The organism is Sphingosinicella sp. (assembly GCF_041916975.1).
In the GTDB taxonomy this organism is placed as follows: Bacteria; Pseudomonadota; Alphaproteobacteria; order Sphingomonadales; family Sphingomonadaceae; genus Sphingosinicella.
Genome location: NZ_JAYRYK010000001.1, coordinates 1,855,888 through 1,873,106, shown reverse-complemented (window position 1 = coordinate 1,873,106; position 17,219 = coordinate 1,855,888). Strand labels below are relative to the sequence as shown.

Here is a 17,219-nt window from a genome sequence, read left to right as displayed (position 1 = left end):
CGTATGAACGGCGTTGAAGAGTTGCTTGCACGCGAGCATGGCACACTAAGTGCGCTGATCGCCCACCACGCGAGCGCGCGACCGGACAAGACCGCCCTGTGTCAAGGCGGCGAGCAACTGAGTTATGCCGCGCTTGACCAGGCGATGGACCGTTTTGCGAGCGGACTTCGGCAGGAAGGGATCGGGCCGGAGAGCGCGATCGGCATCGTCGGGGTGCCCACGATCGCTTATGCGGTGGTTTTCCTCGGGGCGCTGCGTGCAGGGTGTGTACCGGCGCCCATCGCGCCGTCGGGCACGCCCGAACAGATATGCGCGATGCTGCGCGATTGTGCCGCGCCTGTTGTTTTCGTGGATGGTGAATCGGTGTCCGCACTGCGTGACTTCGGCGGCCGCGTTGTCGAACTCGACGCGCTGGAAGTATGGATGCCTGGGCGCGCCGCACCGCTCGGCGTGGCGCATCCGCAGGCGGAGGCGCCGTTCAACATCATCTATTCGTCAGGCACGACCGGCCTGCCGAAAGGCATCGTGCAAAGCCATGCGATGCGGTGGCAACATTTCCAGCGCATGGCGGACCTCGAATACGGCGAGGCGGTCACGCTCATTGCGACCCCGCTTTATTCGAACACGACGCTGGTCAGTTTTCTGCCCACGCTCGCGTGGGGCGGCACGGTCGTTCTGATGCGCAAGTTCGATGCGCGCGCCTACCTTGCCACGGCGCAGTCCGTCGGCGCCACGCACGGGATGCTCGTGCCGGTGCAGTATCAGCGCATCATGGCGCTGGAGGATTTCGATCAGTTCGATCTGTCCAGCTTTCGGCACAAGTTCTGCACGAGCGCGCCTTTCCATGCCGAACTTAAGCGGGACGTTCTGACGCGCTGGCCGGGGCGGCTCGTCGAATTCTATGGCATGACCGAAGGCGGCGGCACCTGCATCCTCGATGCGACGGGCAACCCCGACAAGCTGCACACCGTGGGGCGGCCCGCGCCCGGCAGCGATATACGGCTGATCGATGCGGAGGGCCGCGAGGTCGGGCCGGGCGAGGCGGGCGAAGTGGTCGGACGCTCCGGCGCGATGATGAACGGCTATCACGGCAGGCCCGAAGCAACGCGCGACGCGGAATGGTTTGATGAAGCGGGTCGCCGCTTCATTCGTCACGGCGATATCGGGCGCTTCGATGCCGACGGCTTCCTCATTCTTCTCGGCCGCACGAAGGATCTCATCATCAGCGGCGGTTTCAATATCTACCCGTCCGATATCGAGGCCGTCGTGCGCGAACACCCGGATGTAACGGAATGCGGAGTCGTCGGGGTGGAATCGGAACGATGGGGGGAAACGCCCGTCGCCTTCGTTGAAGCCCGCCCGGGCAGCGATGCGGACGCGATCAGCGATTGGGCGAATGCGAGACTCGGCAAGCTCCAGCGCATCTCCGACCTCGTCATCGTCGACAGGCTTCCCCGCTCGGCGATCGGCAAACTGCTCAAGCGCGAGCTTGCCGATGTTTATGCACGACGTGCGCCATGACCGTTCGCGCGTTCGCGCTCGGTGCGCTGGCGACCTGTCTTTTCTCGGCCTTGCCCGCGACCGCGGGCGAAGCCTGGCTCATCCGCAATGCGCGTATCGTGGACGGCACCGGCGCACCTGCCTATTCGGCGGACGTTCGGATACGCAGCGATCGGATCGCCGCGATCGGAAAGCTCGCACCGCGCCGCGGTGAAGCCGTCGTCGATGCCGTCGGGCTGGTCCTCGCGCCGGGCTTCATCGACACGCACAGTCATCACGAACAGGGGCTGGAGGCGCGGCCGGAGGCATTGCCTGTTATCGCGCAGGGCGTGACGACGATCGTCATCAATCAGGACGGTTTCGGAAGCGCGCCACTGGAGGATGTCTTCGCGGCATTTACGGCGTCGCCCGTCGCGGTCAATATCGCGGCGTTCTCAGGCCACAACTATATCCGTGCCCGGGTCATGAAGGATGATGCCTCGCGCCCCGCCACGCCCGGAGAGATCGAGGAGATGCGCGCGCTCGTGCACACGGACATGCGGGCAGGAGCGCTTGGTCTCTCGTCAGGCCTTGAATACGAACCGGGTCGTCATGCGACACCCGACGAACTGCTCGCGCTCGCGCGCGTCGCCGCAGCGGAGGGAGGGCGTTACATCAGCCATATCCGCAGCGAAGACCGGGATATCTGGCCGGCGGTCGATGAACTGCTGGCGATCGGCCGCGATACGGGGATGCCCATTCAGCTGAGCCACGCCAAGCTTGCGATGCCGGCTCTCTGGGGGCAGGCCGATCGCCTGATCGGCGTGCTCGAAAAGGCAAGATCGGGAGGCATCGAGGTTTCAGCCGATGTATATCCCTACGATTATTGGTACGGCCTGCTCGACGTGCTTTGGCCGAACCGCGATTTCAGCAATCGTGCGACGGCGGACTACATCATCCAGAATATCGCTCCGCCCGACGCGCTGCGCCTTGTCGGCTATCCGCCCGAAAAAGCGCTCGAGGGACGAACCCTCGCCGAGATTGCGCGCGCGCGGCAGATCGACCCGGCAGACGCGCTCATCGATCTCGCCGAACGGGCAGAGGCCGCAGGCGTCAGCGCCAGGATCGTGTGCCGGGCAATGGACGCCCGGGACGTCGCGAGACTCATCGAATGGCGCCATGCGAACATCGCCTCCGACGGCTTTATGGAAAGCCCGCATCCGCGCGGGGCGGGGAGCTTTCCCCGCGTGCTGCGCGTCTACGTTCGCGAGGACGGCGTGCTCAGTCTGGAGGAGGCCGTCCACAAAATGTCCGGGCTTGCAGCCAAGCACATGGGCATCCGTGGTCGCGGCGAAATTCGGCGCGGTAATTTCGCGGACCTGCTGCTGTTCGATCCGGAAACGGTCGCCGACCGCGCCACGATCGAGCATCCGCAGGCGATGCCCAAAGGCATAAGCCGCGTTTGGGTCAACGGCACGCTCGTCTTTGTAAACGACGCGGCTACCGGCCGATTGCCCGGCCGTGTCATCCGCCGCGACGATTGATCCGGGTTCAACTGCATTTCATCAAGGAAAACCGACAAGATGCTTAAACCGAAGGGCTTCATCCTGGGAACGTTGTTGCTCACGGCGCCGGCGGCAGCGCAGCCGCTGCGACCGGATCAGCAGGCGTTTCGCGCGCTGTATGCGGAGCTTGTCGAAACCGATACAACGCTATCGAACGGAGACTGCACGCTTGCCGCGAGCCGCATGGCCAACCGTCTGCGCGCCGCAGGGTTGCCGGAGGAAAACCTCGTGCCGTTTTCCGTGCCCGATCATCCCAAGGAAGGCGGGCTGGTCGCTTCGCTGCCGGGGAGCGCGCCGGGCCTAAAGCCGATCCTGCTTCTCGCGCACATCGACGTCGTCGAAGCGAAGCGCGAGGATTGGGTGCGCGATCCCTTCGAGCTCGTCGAGGATGGCGGCTATTTCTATGCGCGCGGCGCCTATGACGACAAGGCGCAGGCGGCGATCTGGGTGGACCTCCTGGTTCAACACCTTGCGGAAAAGCGCCGACCGAAGCGCGGAATCAAGATCGCTCTGACCTGCGGGGAGGAAACGACCTGGGCCTTCAACGGTGCGGAATGGCTGGTCAAGAACCGGCGTGATCTCATTGACGCGGAGTTCGCGCTGAACGAAGGCGGCGGTGGCCGCACGGATGGCAAGGGCATCGTCGATGGCGGCCGGCTCGTTGTCCAGACGATTCAGGTGGGGGAGAAAGCCGTCCAGAATTTTCGTCTCGAAGCGATCAGTCCCGGAGGGCACGCCATGATGCCCGTACCTGACAATGCCGCGTATCGGCTCGCCGAGGCGATGCTGAAACTGCGCGATCATGACTTTCCGCTGGAACTCAACCCGACGACCAGAGCCTTCTTCGAAAGGGCCGGTAAGGCGCGAGGGGGGCTTCTGGGCGAGGCCATGCAGGCGATTGCTGTCAATGCGGGCGATGTGAGCGCGCGAAGCGTTATCGACCACGAACCAATGATGCGCGCAATGCTTCGCACCACCTGTGTGGTCACGCTGGTCGAAGCGGGTCATGCCAATAATGCCCTGCCGCAGCGGGCCGCCGCGAATGTGAATTGTCGCATCCTGCCGGGCCACAGCGCGGAGGAGGTGCAGACGGAACTGGCGCGCGTTATCGCCGATCCGATGGTGAACGTGAGCACGGTCGCGCCTGTTTGGCCTGCAGGCAAAATGCCGCCGCTGGATACACGTATCATCAAGGCTGCGGAGGAAATCGGCCGCAAATATTTCCCGGGCGTACCGATCATTCCGGCGATGACGATCGGGGCGACCGATACGATCTTCCTCAGCGTCGCCGGTATTCCGACCTACGGCGCACCCGGCCTGTGGGCAAACCCCGACGGAAATGGTCTGCACGGCTTGAACGAACGGATCGAGGTGAGGTCATTGTTCGTGGGTCGAGACTATCTCCAGGACTTTGTGCATCTCCTTACCTCGCGATAGGAAGGTGGGCTAGCTCAACCCGGAGTCGGAGTGGATCGAGGCCCGGTTCCGCACCTTCGCATCGCCGAAGGCGGTATCGGGTTCGCGCGTCTGTTCTAATAACGGAGCAGGGGGCAGACATTTGACTGCCCCCTGCAATCCGACCTCGCTGTTTGCAGTCTCGCTCCGGGCGCTGCGATGGTGTGGTTATGGCGCGTTGGTGACTGCGACCTCTTGAATTTGTGTTTTCAGGACCGGCGTAATCAGCGACGCGATCAGCATCAGGACCGCGCCAATGAGAGCGCCTGCCGCTGCGTACCACCTGACAACCTTTTGCTGTTCATGCGCTGTCCGCGCGGTGGCAAGCGCCTCGACCACCTGACGTGCCGCCGTGGTCATCCCGTTCTGCGCATGGCCGAGTAGCTTGGCATCCTCGGCCCGCACCTGCTGGCTGGCGCGCACGAACTGCTGCCCCATGGCCTCGGGTGTCAGCTGAAGCGCCGGCGTTTTGGCCATGGCGCCGAGCGTCGCGTTCTGCTCCTTGATCCTTGTCCCGATGCCGGCGAGCACGCCGCTGTAGTCGGGCTGCGCCTTCTGCTCTGCGGCAAGCCCTTCGAGTGCACGGCGGAGCAACGCCACCTCGCGTCTGAGTGTTTCGAACGCCTCTGCCGGGGATGAGTCGGTCATCATGAGCATGAGCCTAACGGCTGAGTCCTCGCCCACGCGAGAGGCCGAACCAGTCTGAGAGCTCCCGGGACAGCCCGCGCGCCGGTTCCATGCCGATGCCGAGCCCGAGCTCACGAGCGCGTGGTCGAAGCAGTGATTCCATCTGCGCATCGCGTTCGAGGCTCTTCGCAAGGCCGGCCATGCCCGCGTTGATCTTCGGGAGCTTGTGCTCTTCGCCCCAGAACCTGGCATGCTCCTGCTGCTTCCTGAGCCGGGTCCATTCCGCGACGAACCGGTCGGCGCGGTAGGCGGGGTCGCTGCGATAACGCTCCGCCTCGTCGAGGAGCGCACGCGCCTGCCGCACGTCGCCGCGTGCCATCGTGTCGAGCAGTTTCAGGTCCGCGCGCCACGCGTTCCGAAGGTCGCGCGCCGCACCGGGCCGGATTGCATCGAGCGCGGCCTCGTCGCGTTCGTGCAGGGCGCGCAAGGGTTCGCTCATCGGCACGCGTGCAAGCCCCATCTCGCGGACCTTGTGCACCGTGCGCGCGTACTGCTCGACCGCAGGCTCCAGCTGCGGCTTCGGCGCCTGGATGGGGGTACTTTTCAGTTGCAGCCCCTCGAACATGTCACGGACCTTGACCGCGATTTCCTTGACCCGCTCCCTAAGCGTGATGCCGCGCCGCGCGGCGAATGCCTCTGCCCTGTCTGCGATGGGACCGTAATCCCCGACCATGTCCTTGCCGCGGTCACGGCCGAGTGTGCGGATCAGCTGCTGCTCGTTTTTGAACGTCTCCTTGCCGTAGTAGAGGTCCACCCGCTCGCGGTGACGCGACAGCGCCACATAGGCGCCGTGCCGGTCCATGCCGCCTGTGGCGAGGACATAGGTCCGGTCCACGGTGACCCCCTGCGCCTTGTGGATCGTGGCGGCATAGCCATGGTCGATGTCGGTGTAGAGCTTCGTGTCGAAGCTGATGGCTCTACCATCATCGAGCATCACCGCCATGCGGGCCGGACTCACGTTCTCGACGCGCCCAAGCGAGCCATTCTTCACCCCCAGGCTCTTCTCGTTCCGCAGGAACATCACCCGGTCGCCGCGCGCGAATGGCTTTGGACCTTTCGTTGTGTCCACACGGACATCGTCGCCGAGCTGTTTGCCGAGCCGCAGGCGCTGCCGCGCAAGTGCATTGAGCTCCGCAACGTCGGCACGCGTGTGCGCGAGGATCAGCCGGCTCTTCTGCGGCTGCGCTTTCCGGTCCCTGTCCCAGCGGTCGATGAGCTGTTTCTTTGCGTCGGCTTCGGTCGGCGCTGCGTGGATTCGATCATGCTCGCGGAGGGTGTGGATCGCTTCTGATGTTCTCCCCGTTGCGAGCTGCCGCACGGCATCCCTCTGCCAGGCTTCATGCTGACGGCGGATCTCGGTGACCTCGACCCCGCCATGGCGCTCATGGATGCTGCGGAACGCGGCGCCCGCCTCGATCGCCTGCAGCTGCTCGGGATCGCCGACGAGCACCACCTTGGCACCGACCTCACTGGCATGTGACAGCACACGCTCCATCTGCCGCGTTCCGATCATCCCGGCCTCGTCGATGACAAGCACATCACGGGGCGTCAGACGATCGGTGCCGTTCGCCCAGGCGTGCTCCTGCGCCGCGATCGTACGCGATGCGATGCGCGATCCCGCTTCGAGGTTCTCGGCTGCAATGCCGGAGAGCGCGAGCCCGCGTACACGGTAGCCGGCATCTTCCCAGGCTTCGCGGGCAACGCCGAGCAGCGCGGACTTCCCCGTTCCAGCGTAGCCGACGATGACACCGAGGCCTTTGGCTTGGGTGACATGATCGAGCGCCGCGCGCTGCTCGGACGAGAGCACGAGCCCATGCCGCTCTGCGCGCGCAACGGCATGGTCGCGGAAGACATCGCGGACACTGTGCTTTTGCTGCGCGTGCAGCCGCTCCGTGGCCTTTTCGAGCCGCTGCTCGGTCCCCAGCATCGCGCGGCTGGTAAAGCGCTCCTGCTCGCGGCCGTCCTTGCCGATTGCGACGAGCGCCGGCGAGACTTCGACGGCGGCGAGCACGCGGTCGAACTGGTCCCTGCCGTCGCTGTGCCGGTGCACGAACATCGCAAGCTCGCGCCGCGTGAACGTCGCCTGGCTGTGCGTCAGCGCATCGAGTGCCACCTCGGGGTTCGCGAGGATCCGCTCGCCGTTGGCGCGCGCGATGGCGCGGTGCTCGTCGAGGCGTTCCCCGGTAAGCCCCACATCCGCCATGCGCGATGCCGCCGGGCCGATCTTGTTCTGGGGTTCGAGGTCGATGCCCTGCGCCTCGAGGCTGCGGTGGTCGACGGCGACGTCGATGTCGCGCTCGGCGAGCGCGCGGTTGAGGTGCTCTGCCCAGGCTTCGCGCCAGTGTTCGAGAAGCGCTGTGCTATTCCAATCGCGCACCTTCGCGCCGAAGCCGTTCTCATCCACCTCACGCATGGTGAGCATGACATGGGCATGGGGCTTTGCCATGCCGTCGGCGCCGATGTCCCAGTGGACGTTCAGATCAGCGCACATGCCGCGTTCGACGAACTCGGTTCGCACGAAGTCGCGCGCCACTTCAATCGCGTCGGCCTGTTCCAGTTCCCTTGGCAGCGCGAACTCGACCTCGCGGGCGAGCTGTGCGTCCTTGCGCACCTCCGCCGCCTCGACGGCGTTCCAGAGCGCTTCGCGGTCGCAGAGATGCTCGGGTGCATTCTCCGGCAGCATCACCTCGGAGTGGATGACGCCGGCCTTGTTCGTGAAGTCGTGATGGCGATCCAGCCGCTGGTCGTGCAGCCGTGAGGCGGAACGGTACGCGGCGGACGCAAGCGCGCTGGCGCCGGTACTCCGGCTGATGACCTTCGCGCTGAAGTGATAGATTGCCATGGCGGCACACGATCTACACCCCGAAAGCCACGTCGGCACGACGTATAAGCGCGCCCTCACAAGATCGAATCTCGCGAGGGACCGGGTGATCTCAGCAAGGTTCGGCCTCTTTACCGCCCGCCAGAACGACTCGTAGCGTCGGGCACATCACCGCAAACGGAAGGACCCCATCCCATGCGCAGGCCCCGTGACTATGATGCCGAGATGAAGCTGCTCGCCGACAAGGCGAAGGCGCTTCAGGACCGGAAGCTTCGTGAGCTTGGGCAACTCGTCACGACGACTGGCGCAGATAGCCTCGGGGTCGATGTGCTTGCAGGTGTGCTGGTCAACGCCGCCGCGACCACCGACATGGTGCAGAAGGAGGAATGGCGCACTGCGGGCACTGCGTTCTTTCTGCGCGGGAAACACGCTCCGGCAGGCACTGCGAAAGACGGCAAGGGCAGAGCAGCGGATGCAGGCTCTGCGGCATCGGTTGCAGGCGCAGCGGGCGCGGGCTGATACAAGGGACTGGGTCGTGAAACGCCGCGAGCGGACGCGCCGGCTCATTGAGCTCGGCGGGCTCATCGTCAAGGCCAGGCTCGATGTGCTTGTCGAAGATGACCGGGCAGCGATCTACGGGGCGCTGCTCGGGCTCGTGCAACAGGTGGACGGCGAGCAGCGCAACGAGATCATCGCGCTGTGGCGGCGCAAAGGGAAACGGGCGTTTGAAGCCGAGGCCAAAACTCATTTGGATGATTGGTCGGCTGCCTTGGTAAGCGATTCTTGAATTTGTTGAGAAAAGCGCCTGTTGTCTGCTTCCAATTCACGGATTCCGCGGCAACCATTTTCCATTGTTGGAGGTGCCGCCGAATTCTTGCAACGTGATGCATGCGCTTCGAGAAGAGTGGCTATGTCTTGATAGGATATCGCCAAGCGCGCTTCTGCGTCCTGTCCATTCGAACCTTGCGACCAAACTACGACATGACCGGCTAGCCTCTGCGAATTTCGCCGTGAACTATCTGCAACCGCTTTTAGCAGACCGAGATGGGCATCCATGGTGCTAAGCTGGAGATGAACTTTGAGTCCGATCTGTTTTGCCCCTGGTGGGATCAACGCATCAGCTGGGTGGATCATCAACAGGTCAGCACCCAAATCGATGTAGGGAGAGCGTAGTAGTCCGCGCTTGATGACGCCGGGCTGACTGCCAACATTTGTCGCGATCAAGTAAATCGCCTCACCACGAACAACGGGATTGGAAAGCGTGATGCGCGAGTGGCTTGGCCTGAGAGCCGTCGCAACAGCTGGAAGCATCCATCCAAGTACCGACACAAGTGCGACTAAAAGTGCCAGAACTGTACCCGAAAAATTCAAATGTCGGCGCCAGTCCTGATAGGAATGGCAGTGGCGACAAAGCTCTGCTTTGACTGAAATGCGCTCTTGGCAAAGCCTGCATGCAGTCATTTCGGCGGATGGCGTATCTGCGGTCAATCGGTTCTCCACGATCACTTCGTAGCGATGGAATCAGTATGATCAAAGAGCATGTGCAGCGGGCCATACGATCCAAGAACACAGAGTTGTAAGACTTCAAACTTTAATTGGTGAGCACGAAGCCGGGAGCAGACGAGAAATTCACCTGCTACTAGGAACGGCACAGATGATCTTATTCGCTTTCCTTTTTCCAAGTGATCAAATCAACCGGCATGTAGCGATGAAAATCAGCGTGATGCTTCTTCAGTGGACAGCGCCATTCACCCACTGGGTAATGCGGGTCATGCCAACACATTTCATGCAGCGCACGCTTCCGGTAATCAGGGAATGGGATAGGCTCAACGTCGCGGGAGAGAACATCGCGTAAAGCCCTGCCATGAGATGTAAGATCAACGCGGGCCAACCGGTAGCAATCAGGTGGCGTATCCAGGATTGTTACGGTTACTAATCCAAGGCGTTGAAGTGCGTCCACTGTAATACGAGGCCATCGACCGAACCGCTGCGTTGTGCCGGCTCCCTCGATAAGCGAAACAAGTACCCGCTTCTGTATTTCGGACAAAGCCTTCATATAACGATTTATGCCATACCAGTGGTGTCCAGGTGAGCTGACAAGTTAACCTGAACCCGGTCAAGGTGTGTAGCTCAAAGACGGTGCTTTTCTCAAACTTTTGCGGCGGCTTCGAGCTCAGCAATCCGCTCGCTGCAGACGGCATGGACGACGCGGCCAAGCTCTTCGACCTGCGCGCCAAGCCACTCCAGTTCCTCGGCGCTGATGCGGTAGTGCTTCGAGTAGCGGGCCTTCACATAGGCCTCCTTCAGCTTCTCGAACAGGGCGCGTTCCTTCTTCGTATCACGGGGCCAGACATGGAAAAGGCGCCGGTCCAGACGCTCCGCCTGCGTGCGAAGGAAGCCCAAATTGTGGACGTGCGGAGTATAGAAGGTGCAGACCAGAAGGACGCAATGGTAGAGGCGTTCGGTGGCTTGGTGGAACAGAAAAGCGGCTAACTTGCCCTTGCCCTTCGCTACGGCATCGGTGGCACTACCGTAAAAATCCTGGGCACTGGGAAGCCATTCGTCGAAGTACTCCTTGGCCATGGTGAGCGCCTGTTTAGGCGTCTTGGGCTTCGGCGTATGGAACGGCGTGTCATCGCTCTGGTAGAGCGCGATGCCGTCCTTGGCGACGTCCATGAAGAAGTACCGGCCATGCGCAAGCCCGTCGTTCACCTCCTGCAGCGTGTGCACGATGAAGTTGACCGGGGTCTTCAGCGTCTTGGTGATGCCGTACTCGCGCATCAGCTGGTCCTCGGCCTTCTCCCAGTACGGGATGCGGTCGGTGAGCCGCTTGTCGTTGACGACGACGAGCAGGTCGAAGTCGGACTTGTAGCCCTTGGCGGTGTGCGGCTCGTCGACCCAGCCGCCGCGCGCATAGCTGCCGTAGAGCACGACCTTGAGGATGCGGCCCTTCTTCTTCCACGCCTGCGTGGCAAGTGCAGTCGCTTCCTCGAACCCCGCGAACAGCACCTCCAGCACGCGCTCAAGCTCGCGCTGCTTGGCTGGTGGCAGATGATCGAGGTCGGTGCGCATATGAGACCTTCCTAGCAACTGAGGCATGACTTTGCACTGCAAGAACAGGGCGCTAGGATCACAACCCCCTGATCAGAGGGTTGCGGCCTTATGCAGCGCCACCAGCGCCGCCGCCATGCGGTTTTCCACCTCTTGGGTGGTGAGGCCGAGCCGTTGCGCGATGCGGTCGTTGAGGAGCCCGTCCCAGGCGAGCTCCATGACCTGCTGCGTTATAGGATCAAGTGCCGCGAACGCCTCCCGGTAGGGCTTTCCGATCTTAAGTATGTGCCGGATGGCCCTGCGCATGTGCCAGCGTACGCGCCATTCACCGATGCGCATGTCCTTAGCGATCTCGGCGTAAGACTGGCCTTCGACCCTGTGGGCTATGAACACCAGCAGCGTCCGTTCGGGCAGTTTCCTGAGCCATGCCCGCATCACCGCGTGACGATCGCGCTCCAGCGGCACGCCGGGTTGAGGTACAGATTTGCCGTTCATCATCCTTCTCCTGCCAAAGCCGCGGCCCCGGCCGGAGGGCGGGGGCGGGCGGCAGGAACGGGATCAGGCGGGCCGCATGAGACGGCCTGCACCCGACGGGCTGGAACGCATGTGGAAGACCTGCCGCAGGCAGGTTGCAGGCCGGCGCGGTCCGCCTAAGCCCCGTGACGCCCGCTCCCGACCGGAACAGACGGGTCAAACACGCCGCCGGGCAGAAGCCTGGTGCCTGATTCGCGCGCTGACCAGGCGCACGAGACATAATGGGACGTTAGACCCGTATCGCTGCGCTCCGCTGCAAAAAAATCTTTGGCGGCGAACGGACGTGCGCTGACGTTCGGTGACGTCCCAAGCCGTCCCCCAGGCTGTTTGCGCTGAGCTGGCACCGTTTCCGGCACTCTTGACGACGCCCAAGCTTGCGACATCGTGGGCGGCGTAGGGGATGCTGACAACCACTTTTGGGAAGACCAGCCATGTCCCACGACCGTATCTTACGTTTGCACGCCGTCCTCGACCGCACCGGGCTCAGTCGCTCGACGCTCTACCGGAAGATGCAGGCAGGCAGCTTCCCGAAGCAGGTCCGCATCGCCACGCGCTGTACCGGCTGGCGCGAGTCCGCCGTCAACGCATGGATGAAGAACCCCATGTTCTACGAGGCGGGGAACGACAATGAGGATATCTGCGGTGCCGGCCATGGCCGGGGATGACGCGCCGGGACCAGCGCCTGCCGTGGCGAACGACAATGCCGTTTCTCTCGACCCTGCCGGTGTTGACGCCGCGCTCACGCGCATCGCCGAGGCGATCGGGCGTCATATCGCCCGTGAGCATCTCCGCGCCCGCAAGGCCGCCAATGACAATGACGGTAACAGCAAGTAGGATGCACGCAGCGGCCCGCCAATCATATGTCCCCGTCCCCTTGCGACGGCGTCTCCCGGCCCGGGCCTCATTCTTTTCCGAAGGTGATGACGCATGACCCGCGTTGCCCTCTATGCACGCTATTCCTCCGACCAGCAGAGCGCGGCCTCAATCGAGGACCAGCTTCGCATCTGCCGCGAACGCGCGGGCCGCGAAGGCTGGACAGAGGTACAGGCCTATGAGGATGCCGCCATCTCCGGCGCCAGCGTCACGCTGCGCCCCGGCATCCGACAGCTCCTGCGAGACGCCGAACGCGGTGCGTTCGATGTCGTCCTCGCCGAGGCGCTCGACCGCGTGTCGCGCGATCAGGCCGATGTCGCGACGCTCTACAAGCGCCTGCAGTTCGCAGGCGTGACCCTCGTCACGCTCGCCGAAGGCGAGATCAGTGAGCTTCATGTCGGGCTCAAGGGCACGATGAACGCGCTGTTCCTCAAGGACCTTGCAAAGAAGACGCATCGCGGCCTGCGCGGGCGCATCGAGAAGGGACTGTCCGCGAGCCGTGCCGCTTACGGCTACAGGATCGTGCGCCGCCTGACGGCAGAGGGTGGGCTCGTGCGCGGCGAGCGGACCATCGATCCGGCTGAGGCCGAGGTGGTACGCCGTATCTTCAAGGCGTTCGCCTGCGGGACGAGCCCGCGCGCGATTGCGCGCGATCTCAATGCCGAGGGCATTCCTGGTCCGGGCGGCAGGACATGGCGCGACACGACAATCCGCGGTCACGCCAGCTGCGGTACCGGCATCCTCAACAATGCGCTTTATGCCGGCGTCCTGTCGTGGAACCGGAAGCGCTACCTCAAGGACCCGGCCACGGGCCGGAAGGTGGCCCGGCTCAACCCCGAAGCAGAGTGGGTCGAGGTCGAAGTTCCGCACCTCCGCATTGTTGACGATGCGCTGTGGCAGGCGGTGCGCGCGCAGCAAGCGGTCCTGACGCAGCGGTTCGAGGCGGCGACGGCGGGGATGGTTGCGGCGCGCGCGCGGAAGTTCAATGAACTCCGCCGCCCTGTGCATCTGCTCTCCGGTCTTCTGGAGTGCGGCGTGTGCGGCGGCGTCTACGGCATCGTGGTCAAGGACCGCTACGGCTGCATCAATCGCAACCGGCACGGCACCTGCACCAACCCGCGCTCGATCCGACGCCCGCATCTTGAGGAACGCGCGCTTGCCGGTATCCGCGACCGGCTCGTCTCGCCGGAGAAGGTCGAGGCCGCCGTCAAAGCCTACGCACAGCAGATCAACGATGCGAATCGCGAGCGCCGGGCACAGGCCGAGGCTGACCGGCAGGCGCTCGGCAAGGTCGAGCGGGCCATTGCCGGGCTCATGGCGGCGATCGAGGACGGCATGTACCAGCCTGCCATGAAGGCGCGGATGGCCGAGCTTGAGCGGCAGAAGGCCAGTCTCAATGAAAAGCTGTCAGAGGCGCCCGCCAGCGTGCCCGACATCCATCCCGGCATTGCCGACGTTTACCGGCGCAAGGTCGAGCGACTCGTCGAAACGCTTGAAGACCCTGCCACGCGCGCCGAGGCTGCGGCCGATATCCGGTCGCTTGTCGGCAAGATCGTGCTGTTCCCCGGTGACAAGCGCGGCGAGGTCCATGCCGCGCTTCACGGTGAGCTCATGGGCATCCTCGACTTCGTCGGCGACGATGGACCGGGCGGCGCGAGGCCTCGCCATGTTACGCAGAAGGCGGTATCGGGTTCTCGAAATCCACCATTTTCGCTCCGGCCTGAGCGAAACGGCGGCACCTTTCGGGCTTTGCGACCCTCCTCTGAGCCACCGCGCGCTTGCGGGGACGGCCCGCGGCCGTTAGACGCGACCCGACTTTTTTGCACCTGCGAAGGGCGGACGCGCGTGGCACTCAGTTTTCAGGAAATCATCCTTACGCTTCAGCGTTTCTGGGGTGACCGGGGCTGCGTGATCCTGCAGCCCTACGACATGGAAATGGGTGCGGGCACCTTCCACCCGGCGACGACGCTGCGCGCGCTGGGGCCGAAGCCGTGGAACGCCGCTTATGTGCAGCCCTCGCGCCGGCCCACCGATGGGCGCTACGGCGAGAATCCGAACCGGCTGCAGCATTATTACCAGTTTCAGGTGATCCTGAAGCCGAGCCCGCCCGACATTCAGGAGGCATACCTCGATAGTTTGCGCGAGATCGGCGTCGACCTCGCCAAGCACGACATCCGCTTCGTGGAAGACGACTGGGAGAGCCCGACGCTCGGCGCTTGGGGCCTCGGCTGGGAGGTCTGGTGCGACGGTATGGAGGTGACGCAGTTCACCTATTTCCAGCAGGTCGGCGGTTATGACTGCAAGCCGGTGGCGGGCGAGATCACCTACGGGCTCGAACGCCTCGCCATGTACATTCAGGGCGTCGACAACGTCTACGACCTGGATTTCAACGGGCGCGGCGTGACCTACGGCGATGTGTTCCTCGCGAACGAACAGCAGCAGAGCGCCTACAACTTCGAACATGCGGATACGGAGGCGCTGCTGCGCCAGTTCAAGGACGCGCAGGCCATGTGCAGGACGCTGCTCGATAATGATCTGCCGCTCCCCGCCTATGAACAGGCGATCAAGGCGAGCCACATCTTCAACCTTCTGAATGCACGCGGCGTGATCTCGGTCGCCGAGCGTCAGGCCTACATCGGCCGCGTGCGCGACCTTGCGAAGGGGGCGTGCGAAAGCTGGATGAAGGTCAACAACTGGCTGGAGACGGCATGATGGCCGACTTCCTGCTCGAACTCTTCAGCGAGGAAATCCCGGCGCGGATGCAGCGGCAGGCCGCCGCGGACCTCGCGCGCCTGCTCGCCGCTGAAATCGCGGGCGCGGGGCTGAAGGCGAACGCCGTCGAGACGTTCGTGACGCCGCGCCGCCTCGCGCTCATCGCGCGCGGCCTCCCCGCCGAGACCGAAGCGGTTTCCGAAGAGCTGAAAGGCCCGCGCACCTCCGCGCCGCCGCAGGCGCTCGAAGGCTTCCTCCGCAAGACCGGCCTGACGCAGGATCAGCTTGAAGAGCGCGACGGCGTGTTCTTCGCCGTCATCAGCAAGCCCGGCCGCAAGACGGCGGACGTGCTCGCCGAGGCCGTCCCCGCCGTGGTGCGCGCCTTCCCGTGGCCGAAATCGATGCGCTGGGGCGAGGCGAGCCTTTCCACCGAATCGCTGCGCTGGGTGCGGCCGCTGAAGGGCATCGTCGCGCTTCTGGGCGGCGAGGTGGTGCCGTTCGAGATCGCGGGAGTCGCATCGGGACGCACGACGCTCGGCCACCGGTTCATGTCCTCCGGCCTCATCGAGATCGCGGGCGCGGACGATTATGCGCCGAAGCTGCGCGCCGCGCACGTGATCGTGTCGTCGGAAGAGCGTGCGGGCATCATCGCGGACACCGCCGAGCGCCTTGCGGCGGACGCGGGGCTTACCCTGGTAGTGGACGCGGCGCTCGCCGAGGAAAACGCCGGCCTCACCGAATGGCCGGTGCCGCTGCTCGGCCGCTTCGACCCGGCGTTCCTCGACGTGCCGCCCGAAGTGATCCAGCTCACCGCCGCCAAGAACCAGAAGTATTTCGTCTGCCGCGACAAGGCGGGCAAGCTCGCCCCGGCGTTCGTCTGCACCGCGAACATCGTCGCGAGCGACGCCGGCGCATCGATCGTCGCAGGCAACCAGAAGGTGCTTGCAGCGCGGCTTTCAGACGCGCGCTTCTTCTGGGAGCAGGACAAGAAGAAGACGCTGGAAAGCCACGCGGAGAAGCTTTCCGAGATTGTGTTCCACGAAAAGCTCGGCACGGTTGCGGACAAGGTGGAGCGCGTAGCGAAGCTCGCGCGCTGGCTGGTCGAAGAAGGCATCGTCAAAGGTGCGGATGCAGACCTCGCCGAACAGGCGGCGCGGCTCTGCAAGGCCGACCTCACGACCGGCATGGTCGGCGAGTTCCCTGAGTTGCAGGGTTTGATGGGTGGTTACTACGCCCGTGCCGAGGGGTTGGACCCGCAAGTCGCCGACGCGATCCGCGACCATTACAAGCCCGTTGGGCAGGGCGATGATGTGCCGACCACGCCAGTAACGGTGGCTGTTGCCCTTGCGGACAAGCTGGACAGTTTGCAGCAGTTCTTCGGCATTGGCGAAACACCGACCGGCTCGAAAGACCCCTTCGCGCTTCGCCGTTCGGCGTTCGGTGTCATTCGGCTGCTGACCGACAACGGATTGCGCTACGCCATTCCGCCCGTGCTTCTCGACTTCTTCGCAGACCGCCTCAAGGTCCAGCAGCGCGAGGCGGGGGTCCGCCATGACCTGATCGATGCGGTGTTCGCGCTCGGCGGGGAGGACGATCTCGTCCGCCTGCTCGCGCGCGTGAAGGCATTGCAGGCGTTCATCGGGACGGACGACGGCGCGAACCTGCTTGCAGGCTACAAGCGTGCGGCGAATATCCTGAAGGCCGAGGCGAAGAAGGGCGAGCTTCCTTCTGCGCCGGATGCCCCAGCGTACACACCTGAGCCTGCCGAGGCCGCGCTCATCGCCGCGCTCGGCGCGGCTGCGCCGAAGGCTGAAACGGCCGTCGCGGTGGAGGATTTCGAGGGGGCGATGGCCGCGCTGGCGTCGCTTCGCGCGCCGATCGACGGGTTTTTCGAGGACGTGACCGTCAACGACAGCGATCCCGAAAAGCGGGCGTTCCGGCTGGCGCTGCTGGTGCGCGTGCGCGATGCGGTGCACCGCGTTGCCGATTTCTCAAGGATTGAGGGGTAGCGGCGGGCAGTTCATCCGCTGACGAAAAAAACT

14 protein-coding genes and 1 pseudogene are annotated in these 17,219 nt (G+C 64.1%); 10 read left to right on the top strand and 5 right to left on the bottom strand.

Going from position 1 to position 17,219, the window contains the following annotated elements:
• Positions 1-3: 3 nt before the first annotated feature.
• Genes ACE3TJ_RS08795 through ACE3TJ_RS08785 form a run of 3 tightly spaced genes read left to right on the top strand, consistent with a single transcriptional unit; the run spans position 4 to position 4,481 of the window.
• Positions 4-1,521 (top strand): class I adenylate-forming enzyme family protein, encoded by a 1,518-nt coding sequence (locus tag ACE3TJ_RS08795; RefSeq protein WP_374595735.1) that lies wholly within the window; start codon positions 4-6, stop codon positions 1,519-1,521.
• Entirely contained in the window at positions 1,518-3,023 is a 1,506-nt protein-coding gene (locus ACE3TJ_RS08790) for an amidohydrolase family protein (protein ID WP_374595734.1), read from the top strand. Before ACE3TJ_RS08795 ends, ACE3TJ_RS08790 begins: the two co-directional genes overlap by 4 nt.
• Positions 3,024-3,062: 39 nt before the next feature.
• A complete protein-coding gene (locus ACE3TJ_RS08785; protein ID WP_374595733.1) occupies positions 3,063-4,481 on the top strand; it encodes a M20/M25/M40 family metallo-hydrolase in 1,419 nt (472 codons plus the stop codon).
• Between the two features lie 186 nt (positions 4,482-4,667).
• Here ACE3TJ_RS08785 and ACE3TJ_RS08780 read toward each other — a convergent pair whose 3' ends face one another.
• Positions 4,668-5,150, bottom strand: a complete 483-nt coding sequence (locus tag ACE3TJ_RS08780) for a hypothetical protein (protein WP_374595732.1) — start codon at positions 5,148-5,150, stop codon at positions 4,668-4,670.
• A 10-nt stretch (positions 5,151-5,160) separates the two neighbouring features.
• A complete protein-coding gene (gene traA, locus ACE3TJ_RS08775; RefSeq protein ID WP_374595731.1) occupies positions 5,161-8,028 on the bottom strand; it encodes a Ti-type conjugative transfer relaxase TraA in 2,868 nt (955 codons plus the stop codon).
• Between the two features lie 174 nt (positions 8,029-8,202).
• On the opposite strand from traA, the gene ACE3TJ_RS08770 reads away from it, so the two are divergent.
• Both ACE3TJ_RS08770 and ACE3TJ_RS08765 read left to right on the top strand, forming a co-directional pair.
• Positions 8,203-8,526 carry a conjugal transfer protein TraD gene (locus ACE3TJ_RS08770; RefSeq protein ID WP_374595730.1) on the top strand — a complete coding sequence of 108 codons (324 nt, stop codon included), beginning with the start codon at positions 8,203-8,205 and terminating at the stop codon, positions 8,524-8,526.
• 16 nt (positions 8,527-8,542) lie between these two features.
• On the top strand, positions 8,543-8,794 hold the full coding sequence (locus ACE3TJ_RS08765; protein ID WP_374595729.1) for a conjugal transfer protein TraD: 252 nt from the start codon (positions 8,543-8,545) through the stop codon (positions 8,792-8,794).
• Here the strand turns inward: ACE3TJ_RS08765 and ACE3TJ_RS08760 are convergent.
• The 3 genes from ACE3TJ_RS08760 to ACE3TJ_RS08750 form a co-directional block, all read right to left on the bottom strand.
• Entirely contained in the window at positions 8,752-9,495 is a 744-nt protein-coding gene (locus ACE3TJ_RS08760; RefSeq protein WP_374595728.1) for a hypothetical protein, read from the bottom strand. The genes ACE3TJ_RS08765 and ACE3TJ_RS08760 overlap by 43 nt on opposite strands.
• Positions 9,496-10,155: 660 nt before the next feature.
• Complete coding sequence (locus ACE3TJ_RS08755; protein ID WP_374595727.1) at positions 10,156-11,079, bottom strand: HEPN domain-containing protein; 924 nt, start codon at positions 11,077-11,079, stop codon at positions 10,156-10,158.
• Positions 11,080-11,151: 72 nt separating this feature from the next.
• The gene (locus tag ACE3TJ_RS08750; protein WP_374595726.1) at positions 11,152-11,553 is read right to left on the bottom strand and encodes a sigma-70 family RNA polymerase sigma factor; all 402 of its coding nucleotides are present in this window, start codon (positions 11,551-11,553) and stop codon (positions 11,152-11,154) included.
• A 470-nt stretch (positions 11,554-12,023) separates the two neighbouring features.
• Between ACE3TJ_RS08750 and ACE3TJ_RS08745 the strand changes: the two genes are divergently transcribed.
• From ACE3TJ_RS08745 to glyS, 5 genes and pseudogenes are all read left to right on the top strand, one after another.
• Positions 12,024-12,257 (top strand): helix-turn-helix transcriptional regulator, encoded by a 234-nt coding sequence (locus tag ACE3TJ_RS08745; protein WP_374595725.1) that lies wholly within the window; start codon positions 12,024-12,026, stop codon positions 12,255-12,257.
• Positions 12,244-12,426, top strand: a complete 183-nt coding sequence (locus ACE3TJ_RS08740; RefSeq protein ID WP_374595724.1) for a hypothetical protein — start codon at positions 12,244-12,246, stop codon at positions 12,424-12,426. Before ACE3TJ_RS08745 ends, ACE3TJ_RS08740 begins: the two co-directional genes overlap by 14 nt.
• Positions 12,427-12,519: 93 nt before the next feature.
• Positions 12,520-13,620, top strand: a pseudogene (locus ACE3TJ_RS08735) (recombinase family protein); the annotation flags it as partial.
• A gap of 690 nt (positions 13,621-14,310) precedes the next feature.
• Positions 14,311-15,177: a glycine--tRNA ligase subunit alpha gene (locus tag ACE3TJ_RS08730; protein ID WP_374599354.1), complete on the top strand. Its 867-nt coding sequence runs from the start codon at positions 14,311-14,313 to the stop codon at positions 15,175-15,177.
• Positions 15,177-17,186 carry a glycine--tRNA ligase subunit beta gene (gene glyS, locus ACE3TJ_RS08725; protein WP_374599352.1) on the top strand — a complete coding sequence of 670 codons (2,010 nt, stop codon included), beginning with the start codon at positions 15,177-15,179 and terminating at the stop codon, positions 17,184-17,186. The genes ACE3TJ_RS08730 and glyS overlap by 1 nt, the downstream gene beginning before the upstream one ends.
• Positions 17,187-17,219 lie beyond the last annotated feature (33 nt).

Coding starts and splice junctions, on each gene's coding strand:
- ACE3TJ_RS08755 (WP_374595727.1), bottom strand. CDS start 11,079: ATGCGCACCGACCTCGATCATCTGCCACCAGCCAAGCAGCGCGAGCTT.
- ACE3TJ_RS08745 (WP_374595725.1), top strand. CDS start 12,024: ATGTCCCACGACCGTATCTTACGTTTGCACGCCGTCCTCGACCGCACC.
- glyS (WP_374599352.1), top strand. CDS start 15,177: ATGGCCGACTTCCTGCTCGAACTCTTCAGCGAGGAAATCCCGGCGCGG.
- ACE3TJ_RS08795 (WP_374595735.1), top strand. CDS start 4: ATGAACGGCGTTGAAGAGTTGCTTGCACGCGAGCATGGCACACTAAGT.
- ACE3TJ_RS08740 (WP_374595724.1), top strand. CDS start 12,244: ATGGCCGGGGATGACGCGCCGGGACCAGCGCCTGCCGTGGCGAACGAC.
- ACE3TJ_RS08780 (WP_374595732.1), bottom strand. CDS start 5,150: ATGATGACCGACTCATCCCCGGCAGAGGCGTTCGAAACACTCAGACGC.
- traA (WP_374595731.1), bottom strand. CDS start 8,028: ATGGCAATCTATCACTTCAGCGCGAAGGTCATCAGCCGGAGTACCGGC.
- ACE3TJ_RS08785 (WP_374595733.1), top strand. CDS start 3,063: ATGCTTAAACCGAAGGGCTTCATCCTGGGAACGTTGTTGCTCACGGCG.
- ACE3TJ_RS08770 (WP_374595730.1), top strand. CDS start 8,203: ATGCGCAGGCCCCGTGACTATGATGCCGAGATGAAGCTGCTCGCCGAC.
- ACE3TJ_RS08750 (WP_374595726.1), bottom strand. CDS start 11,553: ATGAACGGCAAATCTGTACCTCAACCCGGCGTGCCGCTGGAGCGCGAT.
- ACE3TJ_RS08790 (WP_374595734.1), top strand. CDS start 1,518: ATGACCGTTCGCGCGTTCGCGCTCGGTGCGCTGGCGACCTGTCTTTTC.